This is a genomic window from Paenibacillus sp. FSL F4-0122 (genome assembly GCF_038002845.1).
Taxonomy (GTDB): Bacteria; Bacillota; Bacilli; order Paenibacillales; family Paenibacillaceae; genus Paenibacillus_AQ; species Paenibacillus_AQ odorifer.
This window is the reverse complement of sequence record NZ_JBBODI010000001.1, coordinates 2,181,237-2,199,012: the sequence shown is the minus strand read 5'-3', so window position 1 is coordinate 2,199,012 and position 17,776 is coordinate 2,181,237. Positions and strand designations below refer to the sequence as shown.

The following is a 17,776-nucleotide window of genomic DNA, read 5'->3' as shown; positions in this document are numbered from 1 at the left end:
ATGTATTTGGTATATGCCGACGGGCAAGGAAACGTATATGATCATCCCGAACTGTACGGGCTAGCTCGTAGCGGGGATATGATTGTTGAAATGCTGGAGGAAGAATTAATTCCATTACCAGAAGGTGCTACGCTCGTGGGCTTGCCTAGTACACGTGCTGTGGGTATGAATCCTGAGACGGGTGAAATGATGTCTTTGCCGGAAGGCTCGCAGGCTGTCGGAGCGCTGCTGCCGCAAGGCTATACTCGTCTATGTCTTCCTGGTTATGTGAAGACAGATAAGTCTTATAAGCTTCCTCTGTTTGGGTATTCGGCTGTAGTGTGGAAGGATGGCGGGTTCTATGTTGCGGCAGACCCTACCGATAATCCAGAGAAATGGAATCCACTTAATTGTGACAAAGAAGATCTTGAAGTCAGCGTTGGTGAGATGACAGCCAAATATCCTGATAACCGTCTCTATGAGCATCTTTCTAACTGTGCGCTTGGCTATGAATGCCTGACTTCCTCCAATACCTTTTTAGGGCGTTGGGAGGGCGGTGTACCCGTCTCTTATTCATGTAATGCTGGATGTTTTGGCTGTATTTCTGAGCAACCTGATGATAGCGGCTTTGTATCTCCGCAGACTCGGATGAATTTCCGGCCTACGGTCAACGAAATTTCACAAGTTATGTTGGAGCATTTAAAGACGCCTGAATCGATTATCAGCTTTGGACAAGGCTGTGAAGGGGAACCTTCCACGCAGGCAAAACTTATTATAGAAGCTATTCGTGAAGTGCGCTCGATTACTGATATGGGCTATATCAATATCAACACCAATGCGGGATTAAGCGATCATATGCGAGGAATCGTTGATGCTGGACTCGATTTGATGCGTGTCAGCACAATCAGTGCCCTTGATGACCATTATAATGCTTATTACAAACCACGCGGTTATACATTGGCCAATGTAGAAAAATCTTTGAAATACGCTGCTTCGCAGGGGGTTTACACATCGATCAATTATCTGATCTTCCCTGGAGTGACTGATCGCGAAGAAGAGATTGAAGCGATGCTGGAGTTTGTAAGACGTACTGATCTGAAGCTTATTCAGATGCGTAATCTAAACATTGACCCGGAGAGCTATTTAGAGTTGATTCCTCCTGCCCAGGGTGAAATCCTTGGGATGAAGACGATGCTTGATATTTTCCGCGATGAACTGCCGGATGTAGTTATAGGCTCTTATACACATGTGCCACCAGCAGATATGGCGCGGGCTAAGCGGCGGGGAATCAATATTTAAGCGGCTAAAATGTAAAAATGAAACATATTGCCCAATTCGATATTTCGTGCTAAAATACCACAGTGTAATCATATAACTCTGGGTCCGCATGAGGCTTAGGGCATGAGAGGTGAAATTCAAAATGCAAGAAGCAATTCAACCAAAGTATAATGTAACTAAGGTAACCTGCGCATGTGGCAACACTTTCGAAGCTGGCTCTGTTAAACAAGAGCTTCGTGTCGAAATTTGCTCCAACTGCCATCCGTTCTTCACTGGCAAGCAGAAGTTCCTGGATGCCGGCGGTCGCGTAGATAAATTTAAGAAGAAATATGGTATCTAATTTGAACAGTCGCTTTGCGGCTTAACGGTTAGATTGAGCCCCCAGCTGTATAGCTGAGGGGCTCATTTTATGTCTTGGAGTTGATTTTTGTCCGAGCGTGAGCTATACTTATCTTCGCCGTGCTAGACGGGGAGGTAGCGGTGCCCTGTAACTCGCAATCCGCTGTAGCGAGGTTGAATTCCTGTTAGAGGTGCTATCGATGTGAGGCCTTGGTTCCTATGGGCTGTGTTGACAGTTGGGTCCTCCGCAATGAGTGCTTATGAACCTGGTCAGGTCCGGAAGGAAGCAGCCATAAGTAAGATTACTCTTGTGCCGGAGGGTGGCCTAACTCGAGCAGTCATGTAGGGTTGCCGCTTGGATCGTAGCCATCAATAACAGGTGCACGGTTTATAATTCTGTTTATCATAGCATCTTTGCCACAAGCAAAGATGCTTTTTGTTTTTGGTCAATAGCCGATGAATATAGTATAATAAATTTGCGACAAATGCCGGGAAAGCGGCAGCTTAAGAGAGGGTAATGCATAGTGGAACATATCGCGCTGTACCGTGCTTGGCGGCCGCAGTCGTTTCAAGACATGGTTGGACAACAGCACATTATCCAAACGCTGCAGAACGCAATTCGTGAACAGCGGGTTTCGCATGCCTATCTGTTCAGCGGTCCGCGGGGAACTGGTAAGACAAGTGCTGCTAAAGTCTTAGCTAAAGCGGTTAACTGTGAACGTGGGCCAGGTCCGGAACCTTGTAACGAATGTCCATCCTGCCTGCGAATCGCTGCGGGTAATGTAATGGATGTGCAGGAAATAGATGCGGCATCAAACCGGGGCGTAGAGGAGATCCGTGATCTGCGTGAAAAGGTGAAGTATGCACCTACCGAGGTACGCCGTAAAGTGTATATCATTGATGAAGTGCATATGCTGACTACAGAAGCTTTTAATGCTCTATTAAAGACGTTGGAGGAACCTCCGTCACATGCGATGTTTATTCTTGCGACAACGGAACCTCACAAATTGCCAGCGACAATAATTTCCCGTTGTCAGCGTTTTGACTTCCGTAGAGTGGCGTTAGAAGAACAGACCGCCCATCTGACTGCTATTTGTGAGAAGGAAGGGATTACAGCGGATAACAACGCATTGCAGTATATTGCCCGTCTATCTGATGGCGGTATGCGTGATGCATTGAGCTTGCTGGATCAGATTTCATCCTTTACAGATGGTAATGTTACGTACGAACAAGTGTTAGGAATGACAGGAGGAATTCCCTCCGAGCAATTTGCACGTCTTGCCACTGCCATATTGGAAGGTGATATGGGTCTTCTTCTGGAGCTCGTTGAGCAGCTTATGCATGAAGGTAAAAGTGCAGATAAATGCCTAGAGAATCTCATGTATTATTTCCGAGATTTATTGATGATTAAGATGGTACCCGAGGCCGATCAATTAACAGAGCGGGTGCTGAATCCTGCTGAATTTAAAGATATGGCCACCGCATTTTCTCGGGAGCGTCTATTTCAGATTGTAGATACAATCAATAAATACCTAGGTGAAATGAAATACGCAACACATCCTCAGACACTGTTTGAAGTGGCGCTGATGAAGCTTTGCAGCTTGCAGCAAGAGGTAAGTCAGAGCGCCGCATTTGCTCCGTTAGGTGAAACAAATGCCGGAGTAGGCGCGAATAATTCGAGTGTTGACTCTGGTGAACTGGATCTTCTCAAAAGACAGATCGCAGCACTGGAGAAGAAGCTGGAACAGGCTATGCAATCCGGTGGTATTTCCGGAGGAGGGCGTGATGGTGCTTCTGCACCGAAATCGCATGCGGTTCCAACACCGCGGGTTTCTTCAGCCTCAAAAATGCCTCCTAACGTAGATAAGTTTATTGCTGGTAAAGATAGTCCCGATTTTGCAGCAATCTATAAACAGTGGAGCCTTGTCCTGCAGGGAGTAAAAGAGGAAAAGGTAACGGTTCATGCATGGTTTGTAGACGGTGAGCCAGTATCGATTATGGAGGATGCGGTGCTTGTTGCATTCAAGAACACGATTCACCGCGATACTACTGAGAAGCCGGCAAACAGACAGGTTATTGAGAGTGTGCTTGCAGCGCGTCTAGGCAAACCTTATAGACTTGTAACCATGATGCTTCGTGACTGGAATGAAGCTGCCCAGAAGTCTGTGGGACAGACTGGCAAAGAAGAACTGCAGCTGGAGCATGAACACGATACTGCAGAAGCTAAACCTGAACCTTGGATTGATGAGGCTATCCAGCTTTTTGGAGAAGACCTTGTTGTCATAAAAGAGTAATATAAACATACTAGCGCTAATTGCGCATTCCAAAGGAGAGACGAAGTATGAATAATATGAACCAAATGATGAAGCAAGTTAAGAAAATGCAGGAGCAAATGCTCAAAGCTCAAGAGGAACTCGGAGGCAAGGTTATTGAGGGTTCATCAGGTGGCGGCGTAGTTACTGTTCAAGTAAACGGCCACAAAAAATTGCTGTCTATTCAAATTAAACCGGAAGCCGTTGATCCGGAAGATGTTGAAATGTTGCAAGATCTTGTAATCACTGCTGTAAATGATGCATTGACTCAAGCTGAAGAGCTTGCTAACAATGACATGGGTAAATTCACTGGTGGAATGAAGATCCCAGGCTTGTTCTAATAGCCCACTCCACTTCAGTCTAAAGGAGAATTATTAATTTGTATTATCCCGAACCGCTAGCTAAGCTGATCGATGCTTTTACGCGTTTGCCCGGGATTGGACCGAAGACAGCCGCCCGGTTAGCTTTTCATGTGCTTAACATGAAAGAGGATGAAGTCATTGATTTTGCAAAAGCGCTAGTAAGCGTCAAACGCAATCTTCACTATTGCTCGGTCTGCTGTAATATTACGGATACGGACCCATGTAAGATATGTCAGGACAAAACTAGAGATCCTTCAGTGATATGTGTGATACAAGACTCTAAGGATTTGGTGGCTATAGAACGAACCAAGGAGTTTAATGGATATTACCATGTTCTTCAGGGCGCAATTTCACCTATGGAAGGTATCGGCCCTGATGATATTCGCTTGAAAGAATTATTGACCCGTCTGAGTGATGAAAGAGTAAGCGAGCTTATTATGGCGACCAACCCCAACATCGAGGGAGAAGCAACGGCGATGTACATTTCTCGTCTTGTTCGGCCGTTTGAGATTAAAATCACCAGGATAGCTCATGGCTTGCCTGTAGGTGGCGATCTTGAATACGCTGATGAAGTTACCTTGTCCAAAGCGTTGGAAGGCCGTCGCGAGCTATTCTAGCAGCTCTATAGTGGTATTTTTCAAAAAGGAAGCCCTCGGGTTTCCTTTTTTTTGTTCTAAGTTTGTCCCTATCCCGATATGAATGAGAATAACGAGATGTGTATTTTGCATCAAAATTATTCTGAGGAGGAATTGAAATGGGATGGTGGAGAGAGCTGTGGCGGGGAGTGGATAAGGAACAAGGTAAAAAGGAAAGTGAGGGATGGGAAACCCTCTTAGAGGTCCGTAAGGCGCATTCAGAGTGGGAGAGGGCGTATCTAATGTTCGACGAGGCATTGGGACAGGATCAGATAGATTACGCGATATATATTCTGGAGGCTGCAGAACGTAAATATCAGATACATCTCAAACATGCAAAAAGCTTGGGGTTGAACAGTAGTCAAATATAAGGGCTTATAAATAAATGTATAAGGGGGATCTACATGCTTAGAATGATAGCTATGGGCGTATTGATATTATCCGTTATCTTATTAGGTTTAGTTGTATTTAGAAAAAAGCTGGGTTTTGGGTGGCTAAGCTTATTTGGGGTTCATTTGGTATTGGCTGCACTCGGGATATATGTAGTGAACTTCTCGGGTTTGCTCACGCAGGTGTATATCCCTTTGAACCCTGCAACTATAGGCGCAGTAACGGTTCTTGGGCTTCCTGGCGTGGTTATGTTACTCGGATTAAGAATAATTTTATTTTAATGCTTGACGTGGCTTTGAAAAATATGATACATTAAGTCTCGCCCGTTTGGACAAGCTGTTGATTAACAACTTGCTGAAATGGTCAAGCAAAAAAAGAAATTAAAAAAATGCTTGACGAAAACAAAGGCGCTGTGATATATTATAAAGGTCGCTGCTGACAAGCAACGACGACGAAAGATGAGACATTGATCTTTGAAAACTGAACAACGAGTGAGTGGGAAATCACGTAAGTGAAATCCAAAATTAGAGAATTAATTTTCTCGTCAGATGTTTCAAAATGAGCATATCGCTCTTTTCAATACTAATTGGAGAGTTTGATCCTGGCTCAGGACGAACGCTGGCGGCGTGCCTAATACATGCAAGTCGAGCGGAGTCATTTTGAAAGCTTGCTTTCAAAATAACTTAGCGGCGGACGGGTGAGTAACACGTAGGCAACCTGCCCTTCAGACTGGGATAACTACCGGAAACGGTAGCTAATACCGGATAATTTCTTTTTTCTCCTGAGAGAAGAATGAAAGACGGAGCAATCTGTCACTGAGGGATGGGCCTGCGGCGCATTAGCTAGTTGGTGGGGTAACGGCCCACCAAGGCGACGATGCGTAGCCGACCTGAGAGGGTGAACGGCCACACTGGGACTGAGACACGGCCCAGACTCCTACGGGAGGCAGCAGTAGGGAATCTTCCGCAATGGGCGAAAGCCTGACGGAGCAACGCCGCGTGAGTGATGAAGGTTTTCGGATCGTAAAGCTCTGTTGCCAGGGAAGAACGTCCGGTAGAGTAACTGCTACCGGAGTGACGGTACCTGAGAAGAAAGCCCCGGCTAACTACGTGCCAGCAGCCGCGGTAATACGTAGGGGGCAAGCGTTGTCCGGAATTATTGGGCGTAAAGCGCGCGCAGGCGGCTATTTAAGTCTGGTGTTTAAACCTTGGGCTCAACCTGAGGTCGCACTGGAAACTGGGTGGCTTGAGTACAGAAGAGGAAAGTGGAATTCCACGTGTAGCGGTGAAATGCGTAGATATGTGGAGGAACACCAGTGGCGAAGGCGACTTTCTGGGCTGTAACTGACGCTGAGGCGCGAAAGCGTGGGGAGCAAACAGGATTAGATACCCTGGTAGTCCACGCCGTAAACGATGAGTGCTAGGTGTTAGGGGTTTCGATACCCTTGGTGCCGAAGTTAACACAGTAAGCACTCCGCCTGGGGAGTACGGTCGCAAGACTGAAACTCAAAGGAATTGACGGGGACCCGCACAAGCAGTGGAGTATGTGGTTTAATTCGAAGCAACGCGAAGAACCTTACCAGGTCTTGACATCCCTCTGAATCTGCTAGAGATAGCAGCGGCCTTCGGGACAGAGGAGACAGGTGGTGCATGGTTGTCGTCAGCTCGTGTCGTGAGATGTTGGGTTAAGTCCCGCAACGAGCGCAACCCTTAACTTTAGTTGCCAGCAGGTAATGCTGGGCACTCTAGAGTGACTGCCGGTGACAAACCGGAGGAAGGTGGGGATGACGTCAAATCATCATGCCCCTTATGACCTGGGCTACACACGTACTACAATGGCCGGTACAACGGGAAGCGAAGCCGCGAGGTGGAGCCAATCCCATCAAAGCCGGTCTCAGTTCGGATTGCAGGCTGCAACTCGCCTGCATGAAGTCGGAATTGCTAGTAATCGCGGATCAGCATGCCGCGGTGAATACGTTCCCGGGTCTTGTACACACCGCCCGTCACACCACGAGAGTTTACAACACCCGAAGTCGGTGGGGTAACCCGCAAGGGAGCCAGCCGCCGAAGGTGGGGTAGATGATTGGGGTGAAGTCGTAACAAGGTAGCCGTATCGGAAGGTGCGGCTGGATCACCTCCTTTCTATGGAGAATCGTCTTCTGCAATGAAGACATTCAAATCGGAAGTTTAACTTCCATAATAGAACCTTCGGGTTCGAACACTCACTCGTGTTCAGTTTTGAAAGAGCAAGTCTCTTTCGTATGCGTTTGGTGGCGATAGCGGAGGGGTTCCACACGTACCCATCCCGAACACGACCGTTAAGCCCTCCAGCGCCGATGGTACTTGGACCGAAGGGTCCTGGGAGAGTAGGACGTTGCCAAGCGGACAACCAATTCATTGGTTGATTCACAATGTTATATATGTTATATGGGCTTTTAGCTCAGTTGGTTAGAGCGCACCTCTGATAAGGGTGAGGTCGGTGGTTCGAGTCCACCAAGGCCCACCATATAACATTATATAGAGTAATTTTATGGGGCCATAGCTCAGCTGGGAGAGCGCCTGCCTTGCAAGCAGGAGGTCAGCGGTTCGATCCCGCTTGGCTCCACCATAAATTTTTAAATGAATAACTTTTTTAACTTGATCCTTGAAAACTGGATACCGAAACGAATTTGCGTTTTAGAACATCTTTTAGCAACTTGTGTAAACAAGTAAATGTTATTAGTGAGATTTTTCTTCGGAAGAATCAAGGTTAAGCTAATAAGAGCACACGGAGGATGCCTAGGCGCCAGGAGCCGACGAAGGACGTGGCGAACAACGAAACTGCCTCGGGGAGCTGTAAGCAAGCTTTGATCCGGGGGTGTCCGAATGGGGAAACCCAGCTGTGGTAATTCGCAGTTACTCATTTCTGAATACATAGGAAATGTAGAGGCAGACCAGGGGAACTGAAACATCTAAGTACCCTGAGGAAGAGAAAACAATAGTGATTCCGTCAGTAGCGGCGAGCGAACGCGGAACAGCCTAAACCTAAGAGCTTGCTCTTAGGGGTTGTGGGACGTCTCACATGGAGTTACAAAGGAATATGGTAGGTGAAGAGGTCTGGAAAGGCCCGCGATAGAGGTAAAAGCCCTGTAACCTAAACTGTATTCTCTCCGAGACGGATCCCGAGTAGTGCGGGGCACGTGAAACCCCGTATGAATCCAGCAGGACCATCTGCTAAGGCTAAATACTACCTGGCGACCGATAGTGAAACAGTACCGTGAGGGAAAGGTGAAAAGCACCCCGGAAGGGGAGTGAAATAGAACCTGAAACCGTGTGCTTACAAAAAGTCAGAGCCCGATCTATGGGTGATGGCGTGCCTTTTGTAGAATGAACCGGCGAGTTACGTTTAACATGCAAGGTTAAGCCGAGAAGGTGGAGCCGCAGCGAAAGCGAGTCTGAATAGGGCGATTGAGTATGTGGACGTAGACCCGAAACCGTGTGATCTACCCCTGTCCAGGGTGAAGGTGCGGTAACACGCACTGGAGGCCCGAACCCACGTACGTTGAAAAGTGCGGGGATGAGGTGGGGGTAGCGGAGAAATTCCAATCGAACTCGGAGATAGCTGGTTCTCCCCGAAATAGCTTTAGGGCTAGCCTCGGTATAAGAGTAGTGGAGGTAGAGCACTGATTGGGTGCGGGGTCCGCAAGGATTACCAAGCTCAGTCAAACTCCGAATGCCATATACTTATTGCCGGGAGTCAGACAGTGAGTGCTAAGATCCATTGTCAAAAGGGAAACAGCCCAGACCATCAGCTAAGGTCCCCAAGTGTGTGTTAAGTGGGAAAGGATGTGGAGTTGCACAGACAACCAGGATGTTGGCTTAGAAGCAGCCACCATTGAAAGAGTGCGTAATAGCTCACTGGTCGAGTGACTCTGCGCCGAAAATGTAACGGGGCTAAACACACCACCGAAGCTATGGCTAGATGCTTTGCATCTGGGGTAGGGGAGCGTTGTGTAGGGGTTGAAGGTGTACTGAAAAGAGCGCTGGACACTACACAAGTGAGAATGCCGGTATGAGTAACGAAAAGATCAGTGAGAATCTGATCCGCCGAAAGCCCAAGGTTTCCTGAGGAAGGCTCGTCCGCTCAGGGTAAGTCGGGACCTAAGGCGAGGCCGAAAGGCGTAGTCGAAGGACAACAGTTTGAAATTACTGTACCACCGTAATCCGCTATGAGCGATGGGGTGACGCAGGAGGGTAGTGACGCGGACTGATGGATGTCCGTCTAAGCAGTGAGGCTGATGTGTAGGCAAATCCGCACATCGTTAAGGCTGGGCTGTGATGGGGAGCGAAAATTATAGTAGCGAAGGTCATGATCTCACACTGCCAAGAAAAGCCTCTAGCCAGGAGAAGGTGCCCGTACCGCAAACCGACACAGGTAGGCGAGAAGAGAATTCTAAGGCGCGCGGAAGAACTCTCGTTAAGGAACTCGGCAAAATGACCCCGTAACTTCGGGAGAAGGGGTGCCCCGGTAGTGTGAATAGCACGAGGGGGCCGCAGTGAAAAGGCCCAAGCGACTGTTTAGCAAAAACACAGGTCTGTGCGAAGCCGCAAGGCGAAGTATACGGGCTGACGCCTGCCCGGTGCTGGAAGGTTAAGGGGAGTGGTTAGGGGTAACCCGAAGCTATGAACCGAAGCCCCAGTAAACGGCGGCCGTAACTATAACGGTCCTAAGGTAGCGAAATTCCTTGTCAGGTAAATTCTGACCCGCACGAATGGCGTAACGACTTGGGCGCTGTCTCAACGAGAGATCCGGTGAAATTTTAATACCTGTGAAGATGCAGGTTACCCGCGACAAGACGGAAAGACCCCATGGAGCTTTACTGCAGCTTGATATTGAATTTGGGTACGATCTGTACAGGATAGGTGGGAGCCGTAGAAATCGGAGCGCAAGCTTCGGTGGAGGCGCCGTTGGGATACCACCCTGATCGTATCTAGGTTCTAACCTAGTACCCTTATCGGGTACGGGGACCGTGTCAGGCGGGCAGTTTGACTGGGGCGGTCGCCTCCTAAAGAGTAACGGAGGCGTTCCAAGGTTCCCTCAGAATGGTTGGAAATCATTCGCAGAGTGCAAAGGCATAAGGGAGCTTGACTGCGAGACCTACAAGTCGAGCAGGGACGAAAGTCGGACTTAGTGATCCGGTGGTACCGCATGGAAGGGCCATCGCTCAACGGATAAAAGCTACCCTGGGGATAACAGGCTTATCTCCCCCAAGAGTCCACATCGACGGGGAGGTTTGGCACCTCGATGTCGGCTCATCGCATCCTGGGGCTGAAGTAGGTCCCAAGGGTTGGGCTGTTCGCCCATTAAAGCGGTACGCGAGCTGGGTTCAGAACGTCGTGAGACAGTTCGGTCCCTATCTGTCGTGGGCGCAGGAAATTTGAGAGGAGCTGTCCTTAGTACGAGAGGACCGGGATGGACGTACCGCTGGTGCACCAGTTGTTCCGCCAGGAGCATGGCTGGGTAGCTACGTACGGACGGGATAAGCGCTGAAAGCATCTAAGCGTGAAGCCCCCCTCAAGATGAGATTTCCCAATTAGTAAGACCCCTTGAAGACGACGAGGTAGATAGGTTGGAGGTGGAAGTGCAGCAATGCATGGAGCTGACCAATACTAATCGGTCGAGGGCTTATCCTATACTTAGAATGCAGATTTGTTTCGGATTCAGTTTTCAGGGAGTCAAATTCCTGTTTGGATTGCTGTGGTACTGATATCGTTTGGAGAGATACCCAAGTGGCTATAAGGGGACCCTCTGCTAAGGGGTTAGACTGCGTAAGCGGTGCGTGGGTTCGAATCCCACTCTCTCCGCCATTTTCAATCCATAGCAATACTAATTATTGTGGCGGTGTAGCTCAGCTGGCTAGAGCGTACGGTTCATACCCGTGAGGTCGGGGGTTCGATCCCCTTCGCCGCTACCATAATACCTGGAGGCTTAGCTCAGCTGGGAGAGCATCTGCCTTACAAGCAGAGGGTCGGGGGTTCGATCCCCTCAGCCTCCACCATTTTCATCTTTTTAGAATTGCTTTTACACCGTGCCGGTGTAGCTCAACTGGTAGAGCAACTGACTTGTAATCAGTAGGTTGGGGGTTCAAGTCCTCTCGCCGGCACCATTTTTAATTAATGCGGAACCGTGGTGTAGTTGGCCTAACATGCCTGCCTGTCACGCAGGAGACCGCGGGTTCGAATCCCGTCGGTTCCGCCATTTTTTCCACAAAATGAGTGGGAAGTGTAAGACTTTTCCGCTTAATTGTCATGTAATCTTATGGCTCGGTAGCTCAGTCGGTAGAGCAGAGGACTGAAAATCCTCGTGTCGGCGGTTCGATTCCGTCCCGAGCCACCTTTTTTGGGGGATTAGCGAAGTGGCCAAACGCATCAGACTGTAAATCTGCTCACGTACGTGTTCGGTGGTTCGAATCCATCATCCCCCACCATTTATGAGCCATTAGCTCAGTTGGTAGAGCACCTGACTTTTAATCAGGGTGTCGAAGGTTCGAGTCCTTCATGGCTCATCCCAAACAGAAAGTCATCACCTTAGGGTGGTGGCTTTTTTTGTGTTTTTATGTCGTATTATAGTAGCGCGCTGCTGTAGTGATTAACATAATATTAGAGAATATGCTAAAATAGGCGAAAAGAGCAAAAGTGGTGGAGTATGGTGACTATGGATAGCGAAACATTGCGGAAAAAGTTAGAGCAGCTCACCGGAAAGAAAACCGGAATCAAGCAGTTAGGGAGGCAACATTCAGCTTCTCTTTTTAGCATGGGATTGGAAGCACAGGAACAGCCGGTAATCCATGAGGGTCATCTTTGGGCACCATTATATGAGACTGATGGACGTGTAACCGCTGTCTGGGTGGAATTGGATGGACTTAACTCTTTGGAAATTCAATTAGTGAATTATGCGGTTCGAAACTTTGCAATTGCACTAAAAGCTACTGGGGTTAGAGAAGAAGGGGAAGCGGAGGCTCGGCAGCTGGGAACCTGGTTGAACACCGAACTGGAGCAAGAGAAAAATGACTCTGAGATACCCGATGAGATGGCTCTAAAGGGACGTTTATTCGGAGATATGGTTCCATTCCTACTTAGCAGTGAGAATGCACATAGCCCGCAGATCACTTATCGTTCCTTAATGAAGCTGCTGCGCAGCTATTTTGAGAATGAAATTCTGCTTATACCTCTTCAAGAAAAAGAATGGTTAATATTGGCCCGGAAGGAACTACTCACGGGCGGAGATGATAAGGATGAGGAAGAAGAGAGTGTAGATGAAATTCTGGCTCAGACCAGCATGGGCTTACACGAACTGATAGCCAGCGAATGGGTAGGTGTATTCCATTTGGCTGTAGCTCCGGCTATAGTTCCTGTTAAGGGATTGACGGGATCCGTGGCCTTGCTGAGGGAGACTATTGTACTTGGACGTATTTTCCAAGTGGGTGAATATATTCATTTACCTTGGGAGCTGCATCTGGAACGTTTGGTTAACAGCATTCCTGATGCACGGCGTAAACAGTTACTTGGACAGATTGGCGACTATTCTTCCGTATTATCGGATAAAGAGATGCTGATGACCCTGGAGACGTTTTTTGAGATGGATTGTAATGTGAGTGAAACAGCCAAGAAGCTATATATTCATCGCAACACGCTTTTATACCGTCTGGACAAGATCAAACAGGAGACTGGTGCGGATGTGCGTAGCTTTGGGGACGCTGCTATTGTGAAGCTTACTATGCTTTTGTATAAAGTGACGAAAAGGAAATAGGTTTTTTGTGAACGTTACAAATAGCCACCGTGTCCCGTCTAGGGTAATATAAATGTACAAGGAAAAAAGAATTTTTCAATTAATCAATAATTAACTCGAGGGGGAAATACAATGGCAGGCGTACGTTTAGAGCATATTTTCAAAAAATACCCGGGTTCAGATAAAGCAACAGTAATGGATATCAATCTTGATATTAAAGATAAGGAATTTCTAGTATTGGTTGGACCATCCGGTTGCGGTAAATCCACAACTTTGCGTATGATCGCTGGTCTGGAAGAAATCTCCGAAGGTAAAATGTACATTGGCGATCGTGTAGTCAACGACGTTGCACCTAAAGACCGCGATATCGCGATGGTATTCCAATCCTACGCCCTGTATCCGCATATGAGCGTATACCAAAACATGGCTTTCGGTTTGAAACTTCGTAAAGTGAAGAAAGATGAAATCGACAAGAAAGTACGTGAAGCTGCTAGAATTCTCGATATCGAGCATTTGCTAGATCGTAAACCAAAAGCACTTTCCGGTGGTCAACGCCAACGTGTCGCTTTGGGACGCGCTATCGTACGTGATCCACAAGTCTTCTTGATGGATGAGCCTCTTTCCAACTTGGATGCTAAACTTCGTGGTCAAATGCGCGCTGAAATCACTAAACTGGTTAAACGCCTTGAAACCACTTGTATCTACGTAACGCATGACCAAACAGAAGCTATGACAATGGGTGACCGTATCGTAGTTATGTATGATGGTATCATTCAACAAGCTGCTTCCCCTGAAGAGTTGTACAATGAACCAACTAACCTGTTCGTAGCTGGATTTATCGGATCCCCTACAATGAACTTTATCAATGGTACTTTGTCCGAAGCAAACGGTTCTGTCCGTTTCCGTGCTGAGAACCTTGATGTTGAAGTACCAGGCGGAAAAGCTCAAATCATCCGCAGCAAAGGCTACATTGGCAAAGAAGTAATTATGGGCGTTCGTCCAGAAGATATCCATGAAGAGCCAGTATTCTTGGAAGCTTCCCCGAACACAATCTTTACTTCATTGGTTGATGTAACTGAAAACCTTGGTCACGAAATGCTCCTTTACTTGAGCGGCCTTGGTAAATCTACTGTAATCGCTCGTGTAGATGGACGTTCCACTACTCGCGAAGGCAGCAAGCCAAAATTGGCTATCGATATGAACAAAGTTCACTTCTTCGATAAAGAATCCGAAGTTAACATTCTGTTGGGATAAGATCGCAGGATCTTTTCTCTCTTGATAAAGCCACCCGAAAGGGTGGCTTTATTGTTTAATTAGGGTCGTAATGGATAGGCGTTAAGATTGCATTCACAAGCGTTATCAATTAAGATAGCAGGAGAATTACCTCCGGAATTGTAATGAGATCGCTGTCAACCGGACGCAGTAAGCGGACATATACCGCAGGTGACGAAAGGACGAATTTACATGGCTAAGAAAGTAAAAGTATCTGAATTGGTACAACATTTTCAATTAGAGGTTATTTCCGGCCAGGAAGGTCTAAAGCGACCTATTACGGTAGATGACCTGAATCGCCCTGGACTAGAGATTGCTGGTTATTTCGAATATTATCCGGAAGAACGTGTTCAACTATTAGGTAAGACAGAACTCGCATTCTTCTCCATGCTGCCTGAAGCTGAACGTAAAAGTAGGCTTCGTGGAATCTGTAATGACAATACCCCTTGTATCGTAATTACCCGTAGTTTGGATGTACCACAGGAGTTAATTGATATAAGTAATGAAAAGGGACTTCCTGTGCTTCGTAGCTCGATGGCTACGACTATTTTCTCCAGCCGTTTGACGAGCTTCTTAGAAGGGAGATTAGCCCCTACAGCAACGATTCATGGTGTACTCTGTGATGTATATGGTGTAGGTATGCTGATTACTGGTAGTAGTGGTATTGGTAAGAGTGAGACAGCCCTTGAACTTGTAAAACGTGGACATAGACTGATCGCTGATGATGCCGTGGAAATCCGCCAGACTTCAGATAACCAGCTGCATGGTACAGCCCCTGAGTTGATCCGTCACTTGTTGGAAATTCGCGGAGTAGGTATCATTAACGTAATGACACTTTTTGGTGCGGGTGCTATCCGTAATCATAAACGGATTACACTTGTCGTTAGATTAGAGGCTTGGCAGCAAGACAAGCAGTATGACCGGCTTGGACTTGATGAGGAAACGACGCGGATTATTGATACCGATGTTCCACTTGTAACCATTCCTGTACGTCCAGGACGTAACCTTGCCGTTATTATTGAGGTTGCTGCGATGAACTATCGCCTGAAGCAAATGGGCTTTAATGCAGCCCTGCAGTTTACGAATAAGTTAACTGCGACCATATCTGAGGATATGGACGATCTCGATTAGGAGTGTGAGACAATGTTCCCATTAGCAATAGATCCTATTGTATTCTCAATTGGATCACTGCCTGTACACTGGTACGGGTTAATACTAGGGGTCGGTGCACTCGCGGGATTATTTCTTGCGATCCGCGAGGGCAAACGGTTCGGAATCCCGCAAGAATTCTTTATGGATATGCTGCTACTGGGTGTACCCTCGGCAATTATAGGGGCACGGATTTATTTTGTAGCTTTTAAATGGGACGATTATAAGCATAATCTGATAGACGTCTTTAAGATCTGGAATGGCGGCATCGCCATTTACGGCGCATTAATAGGAGCGATTATTTGCGGAATTATTTATTTCCGTTATAAGGGTTACCCTTTCTGGCGTATTGTTGATATTTGCGCACCTGGACTACTGGCGGGTCAAATGATTGGCCGCTGGGGAAACTTTGTCAACCAAGAGGCATACGGCAGCGTAGTTGAGGAATCTTTTTTACGGGATAAACTGCATTTACCTGACTTCATCGTTAATCAAATGTACATAGGGGATGCTTTTCATCATCCGACTTTCCTGTATGAATCTCTTTGGAGCTTACTAGGGATTGCGTTATTGATGGTTCTCCGTCGTCAGAAGTTTGTACGTGCTGGAGAAATCTTCATGTCTTACTTTATATGGTATTCCATCGGTCGGTTCTTCATCGAGGCTGTGCGTACTGACAGTTTAGCTTTTAACGGAAGTGCAGGACTGGCTTCGTTTATAAATGGCTTATGGAGTCCGATGGAATGGTTAGGTTTTGAACAAGGATATCTGGATCCTGCCTATGGTAATATTCGTATTTCTCAGCTGCTTTCTCTACTGATTATTGTGGCAGCTATATTATTAATCGTTATTCGCAGAGTAACCGGAGAGCCTAAAGCACATTATTCTGACCCTATCGTATGTACTAAACTGATCCAAGCAGATACTGTAGTGCCAGAAAGCGCAGTAAATACACCGCAGAAAACTCGTCAAGGAACACAACCTGAGCAAGGACAGCCAGCGGATGGAGATAAGAAGGAGCAGTAAAACTTATGATAGAATGCGTTCTTTTTGATCTGGATGGAACGATTGTCGATACGAATGAGCTAATCATTAGTTCATTTATGTACGCGCTGAAGGACAATGGTCTGGCTCCACTGACCAGAGAAGAGATAATTCCGCATATGGGAACAACCCTTCAGCAACAGATGAGAGTATTCTCTGGACTAGAGGATGTAAATGGTACGTTAGAAAAGTCCTATCGTTCTTATAATAATGAGCATCATGATGAGTTAGTGCGGTCCTTCCCGCTTGTAAAGGAGACCATTGAGGAGCTCTCGAGTCGTGGGATCAAACTTGGGATTGTAACTACTAAGATCCGTCCAACAACGATCAAGACTCTGGAAAGGTTCGATTTGCTTAAGTACATGGATACGATTGTGACTGTGAACGATGTTACTGAACCAAAGCCACATCCGGAGCCCGTTCTGACAGCGGTCAAAAACCTTGGCGTTGATCCTCGTAAAACCTTAATGATAGGTGACAGTGCGGTTGATATTCAATCAGCCAAAGCTGCCGGTGTATACGCTGTTGGAGTATCTTGGTCTTTGAAGGGCGAGGATACGCTCCGCAAGTATGATCCGGACTTTATCATCCATAACATGAAGGATATTATAGAAATTATGGAGCGAGGAACGAATGAATCGTGAGAAACGTAACCCGTTATCCAGTAGAAGGTCATAACTCACTTTGGTATATTTACCGTACGGTCAGCCCTTGGAAGGGTGTCCGCAACTTTATTTTTATTCAGATTGCCCGCTATTGTCCGATTCTACCGTTAAAGAATTGGATCTATCGACGGATGCTGGGGATGAAAGTTGGTAAACACACGGCTTTTGGTCTTATGGCAATGGTGGATGTGTTTTTTCCGGAGAAAATAACGGTAGGTGAGAATTCTATTATTGGTTATAACACGACGATTCTAGCGCATGAGTATCTGATCAAGGAATATCGCCTGGGCGAAGTGGTGATCGGTGAAAATGTATTGATCGGCGCGAATACAACGATTCTTCCCGGTGTAACCATTGGAGATTGGGCAGTTATAGCTGCTGGCTCCGTGGTGCACAAAAATGTGGCAGCTGGCTCTTTTGTCGGGGGCAATCCACTGCGAGAGCTGCGCCCCTCTTCAACGGAAGAACATGCGGAACAAGTGTAAACGATGCTTTTTTAACCCTGCAGTTACATATTGCGTTTTTTTAGCGCAGGTTCTGCAGGGTTTCTTGCGTCTTAGAGAAGATTATTAAGGAAACTTTAA

At 47.0% G+C, this 17,776-nt stretch carries 13 protein-coding genes, 10 tRNA genes, 3 rRNA genes and 1 other RNA gene; all 27 read left to right on the top strand.

Annotation, left to right across the window (positions count from 1 at the left end; translation table 11 throughout):
- The 27 genes from MHH49_RS09320 (at nucleotide 1) to MHH49_RS09190 (ending at nucleotide 17,677) form a co-directional block, all read left to right on the top strand.
- Nucleotides 1–1,278, top strand: a complete 1,278-nt coding sequence (locus tag MHH49_RS09320; protein WP_038568079.1) for a radical SAM protein — start codon at nucleotides 1–3, stop codon at nucleotides 1,276–1,278.
- A 121-nt stretch (nucleotides 1,279–1,399) separates the two neighbouring features.
- On the top strand, nucleotides 1,400–1,597 hold the full coding sequence (gene rpmE, locus MHH49_RS09315; protein WP_036679927.1) for a 50S ribosomal protein L31: 198 nt from the start codon (nucleotides 1,400–1,402) through the stop codon (nucleotides 1,595–1,597).
- Between the two features lie 117 nt (nucleotides 1,598–1,714).
- Nucleotides 1,715–1,983, top strand: an RNA gene (ffs, locus tag MHH49_RS09310) — signal recognition particle sRNA large type.
- A gap of 137 nt (nucleotides 1,984–2,120) precedes the next feature.
- Nucleotides 2,121–3,890: a DNA polymerase III subunit gamma/tau gene (gene dnaX, locus MHH49_RS09305; RefSeq protein ID WP_076148013.1), complete on the top strand. Its 1,770-nt coding sequence runs from the start codon at nucleotides 2,121–2,123 to the stop codon at nucleotides 3,888–3,890.
- Nucleotides 3,891–3,937: 47 nt separating this feature from the next.
- Complete coding sequence (locus MHH49_RS09300) at nucleotides 3,938–4,249, top strand: YbaB/EbfC family nucleoid-associated protein (RefSeq protein ID WP_036679924.1); 312 nt, start codon at nucleotides 3,938–3,940, stop codon at nucleotides 4,247–4,249.
- 38 nt (nucleotides 4,250–4,287) lie between these two features.
- Nucleotides 4,288–4,887 (top strand): recombination mediator RecR, encoded by a 600-nt coding sequence (recR, locus tag MHH49_RS09295; RefSeq protein ID WP_036679922.1) that lies wholly within the window; start codon nucleotides 4,288–4,290, stop codon nucleotides 4,885–4,887.
- A gap of 137 nt (nucleotides 4,888–5,024) precedes the next feature.
- Entirely contained in the window at nucleotides 5,025–5,276 is a 252-nt protein-coding gene (locus MHH49_RS09290; RefSeq protein WP_036679920.1) for a DUF2508 family protein, read from the top strand.
- A gap of 42 nt (nucleotides 5,277–5,318) precedes the next feature.
- On the top strand, nucleotides 5,319–5,576 hold the full coding sequence (locus MHH49_RS09285; protein WP_370510561.1) for a pro-sigmaK processing inhibitor BofA family protein: 258 nt from the start codon (nucleotides 5,319–5,321) through the stop codon (nucleotides 5,574–5,576).
- 302 nt (nucleotides 5,577–5,878) lie between these two features.
- Nucleotides 5,879–7,436: ribosomal RNA gene (locus MHH49_RS09280) — 16S ribosomal RNA — on the top strand.
- Between the two features lie 124 nt (nucleotides 7,437–7,560).
- A 5S ribosomal RNA gene (rrf, locus tag MHH49_RS09275) occupies nucleotides 7,561–7,677 on the top strand.
- Nucleotides 7,678–7,723: 46 nt separating this feature from the next.
- Nucleotides 7,724–7,800 (top strand) — tRNA-Ile (locus tag MHH49_RS09270).
- Between the two features lie 26 nt (nucleotides 7,801–7,826).
- Nucleotides 7,827–7,902: transfer RNA gene (locus MHH49_RS09265), tRNA-Ala, on the top strand.
- 139 nt (nucleotides 7,903–8,041) lie between these two features.
- Nucleotides 8,042–10,967: ribosomal RNA gene (locus MHH49_RS09260) — 23S ribosomal RNA — on the top strand.
- Together the 16S, 23S and 5S rRNA genes with 10 tRNA genes alongside form the textbook arrangement of a ribosomal RNA operon.
- Nucleotides 10,968–11,049: 82 nt before the next feature.
- Nucleotides 11,050–11,141: transfer RNA gene (locus tag MHH49_RS09255), tRNA-Ser, on the top strand.
- Between the two features lie 30 nt (nucleotides 11,142–11,171).
- Nucleotides 11,172–11,248: transfer RNA gene (locus MHH49_RS09250), tRNA-Met, on the top strand.
- Between the two features lie 8 nt (nucleotides 11,249–11,256).
- Nucleotides 11,257–11,332: transfer RNA gene (locus MHH49_RS09245), tRNA-Val, on the top strand.
- 32 nt (nucleotides 11,333–11,364) lie between these two features.
- A tRNA-Thr gene (locus tag MHH49_RS09240) sits at nucleotides 11,365–11,440 on the top strand.
- A gap of 14 nt (nucleotides 11,441–11,454) precedes the next feature.
- A tRNA-Asp gene (locus MHH49_RS09235) sits at nucleotides 11,455–11,532 on the top strand.
- A gap of 62 nt (nucleotides 11,533–11,594) precedes the next feature.
- Nucleotides 11,595–11,667 (top strand) — tRNA-Phe (locus MHH49_RS09230).
- A gap of 8 nt (nucleotides 11,668–11,675) precedes the next feature.
- A tRNA-Tyr gene (locus tag MHH49_RS09225) sits at nucleotides 11,676–11,761 on the top strand.
- 5 nt (nucleotides 11,762–11,766) lie between these two features.
- Nucleotides 11,767–11,839, top strand: a tRNA-Lys gene (locus tag MHH49_RS09220).
- A gap of 149 nt (nucleotides 11,840–11,988) precedes the next feature.
- Nucleotides 11,989–13,083 carry a PucR family transcriptional regulator gene (locus MHH49_RS09215; protein ID WP_038568087.1) on the top strand — a complete coding sequence of 365 codons (1,095 nt, stop codon included), beginning with the start codon at nucleotides 11,989–11,991 and terminating at the stop codon, nucleotides 13,081–13,083.
- Nucleotides 13,084–13,194: 111 nt separating this feature from the next.
- Nucleotides 13,195–14,316, top strand: coding sequence for an ABC transporter ATP-binding protein (locus MHH49_RS09210; protein WP_036687044.1), 1,122 nt, complete (start codon nucleotides 13,195–13,197; stop codon nucleotides 14,314–14,316).
- A 210-nt stretch (nucleotides 14,317–14,526) separates the two neighbouring features.
- Entirely contained in the window at nucleotides 14,527–15,465 is a 939-nt protein-coding gene (gene hprK / locus MHH49_RS09205) for an HPr(Ser) kinase/phosphatase (protein ID WP_036687047.1), read from the top strand.
- A gap of 12 nt (nucleotides 15,466–15,477) precedes the next feature.
- Nucleotides 15,478–16,509, top strand: coding sequence for a prolipoprotein diacylglyceryl transferase (lgt, locus tag MHH49_RS09200; RefSeq protein ID WP_038568089.1), 1,032 nt, complete (start codon nucleotides 15,478–15,480; stop codon nucleotides 16,507–16,509).
- A gap of 5 nt (nucleotides 16,510–16,514) precedes the next feature.
- Nucleotides 16,515–17,171, top strand: coding sequence for a pyrophosphatase PpaX (gene ppaX, locus MHH49_RS09195; protein ID WP_038568092.1), 657 nt, complete (start codon nucleotides 16,515–16,517; stop codon nucleotides 17,169–17,171).
- Nucleotides 17,168–17,677: an acyltransferase gene (locus MHH49_RS09190; protein ID WP_170914218.1), complete on the top strand. Its 510-nt coding sequence runs from the start codon at nucleotides 17,168–17,170 to the stop codon at nucleotides 17,675–17,677. The genes ppaX and MHH49_RS09190 overlap by 4 nt, the downstream gene beginning before the upstream one ends.
- Nucleotides 17,678–17,776 lie beyond the last annotated feature (99 nt).

What these genes read in the sequence shown, in the direction of transcription:
- MHH49_RS09300 (WP_036679924.1), top strand. Translation starts at nt 3,938, where the DNA reads ATGAATAATATGAACCAAATGATGAAGCAAGTTAAGAAAATGCAGGAG.
- MHH49_RS09210 (WP_036687044.1), top strand. Translation starts at nt 13,195, where the DNA reads ATGGCAGGCGTACGTTTAGAGCATATTTTCAAAAAATACCCGGGTTCA.
- MHH49_RS09285 (WP_370510561.1), top strand. Translation starts at nt 5,319, where the DNA reads ATGATAGCTATGGGCGTATTGATATTATCCGTTATCTTATTAGGTTTA.
- ppaX (WP_038568092.1), top strand. Translation starts at nt 16,515, where the DNA reads ATGATAGAATGCGTTCTTTTTGATCTGGATGGAACGATTGTCGATACG.
- MHH49_RS09320 (WP_038568079.1), top strand. Translation starts at nt 1, where the DNA reads ATGTATTTGGTATATGCCGACGGGCAAGGAAACGTATATGATCATCCC.
- hprK (WP_036687047.1), top strand. Translation starts at nt 14,527, where the DNA reads ATGGCTAAGAAAGTAAAAGTATCTGAATTGGTACAACATTTTCAATTA.
- MHH49_RS09290 (WP_036679920.1), top strand. Translation starts at nt 5,025, where the DNA reads ATGGGATGGTGGAGAGAGCTGTGGCGGGGAGTGGATAAGGAACAAGGT.
- lgt (WP_038568089.1), top strand. Translation starts at nt 15,478, where the DNA reads ATGTTCCCATTAGCAATAGATCCTATTGTATTCTCAATTGGATCACTG.
- MHH49_RS09215 (WP_038568087.1), top strand. Translation starts at nt 11,989, where the DNA reads ATGGATAGCGAAACATTGCGGAAAAAGTTAGAGCAGCTCACCGGAAAG.
- rpmE (WP_036679927.1), top strand. Translation starts at nt 1,400, where the DNA reads ATGCAAGAAGCAATTCAACCAAAGTATAATGTAACTAAGGTAACCTGC.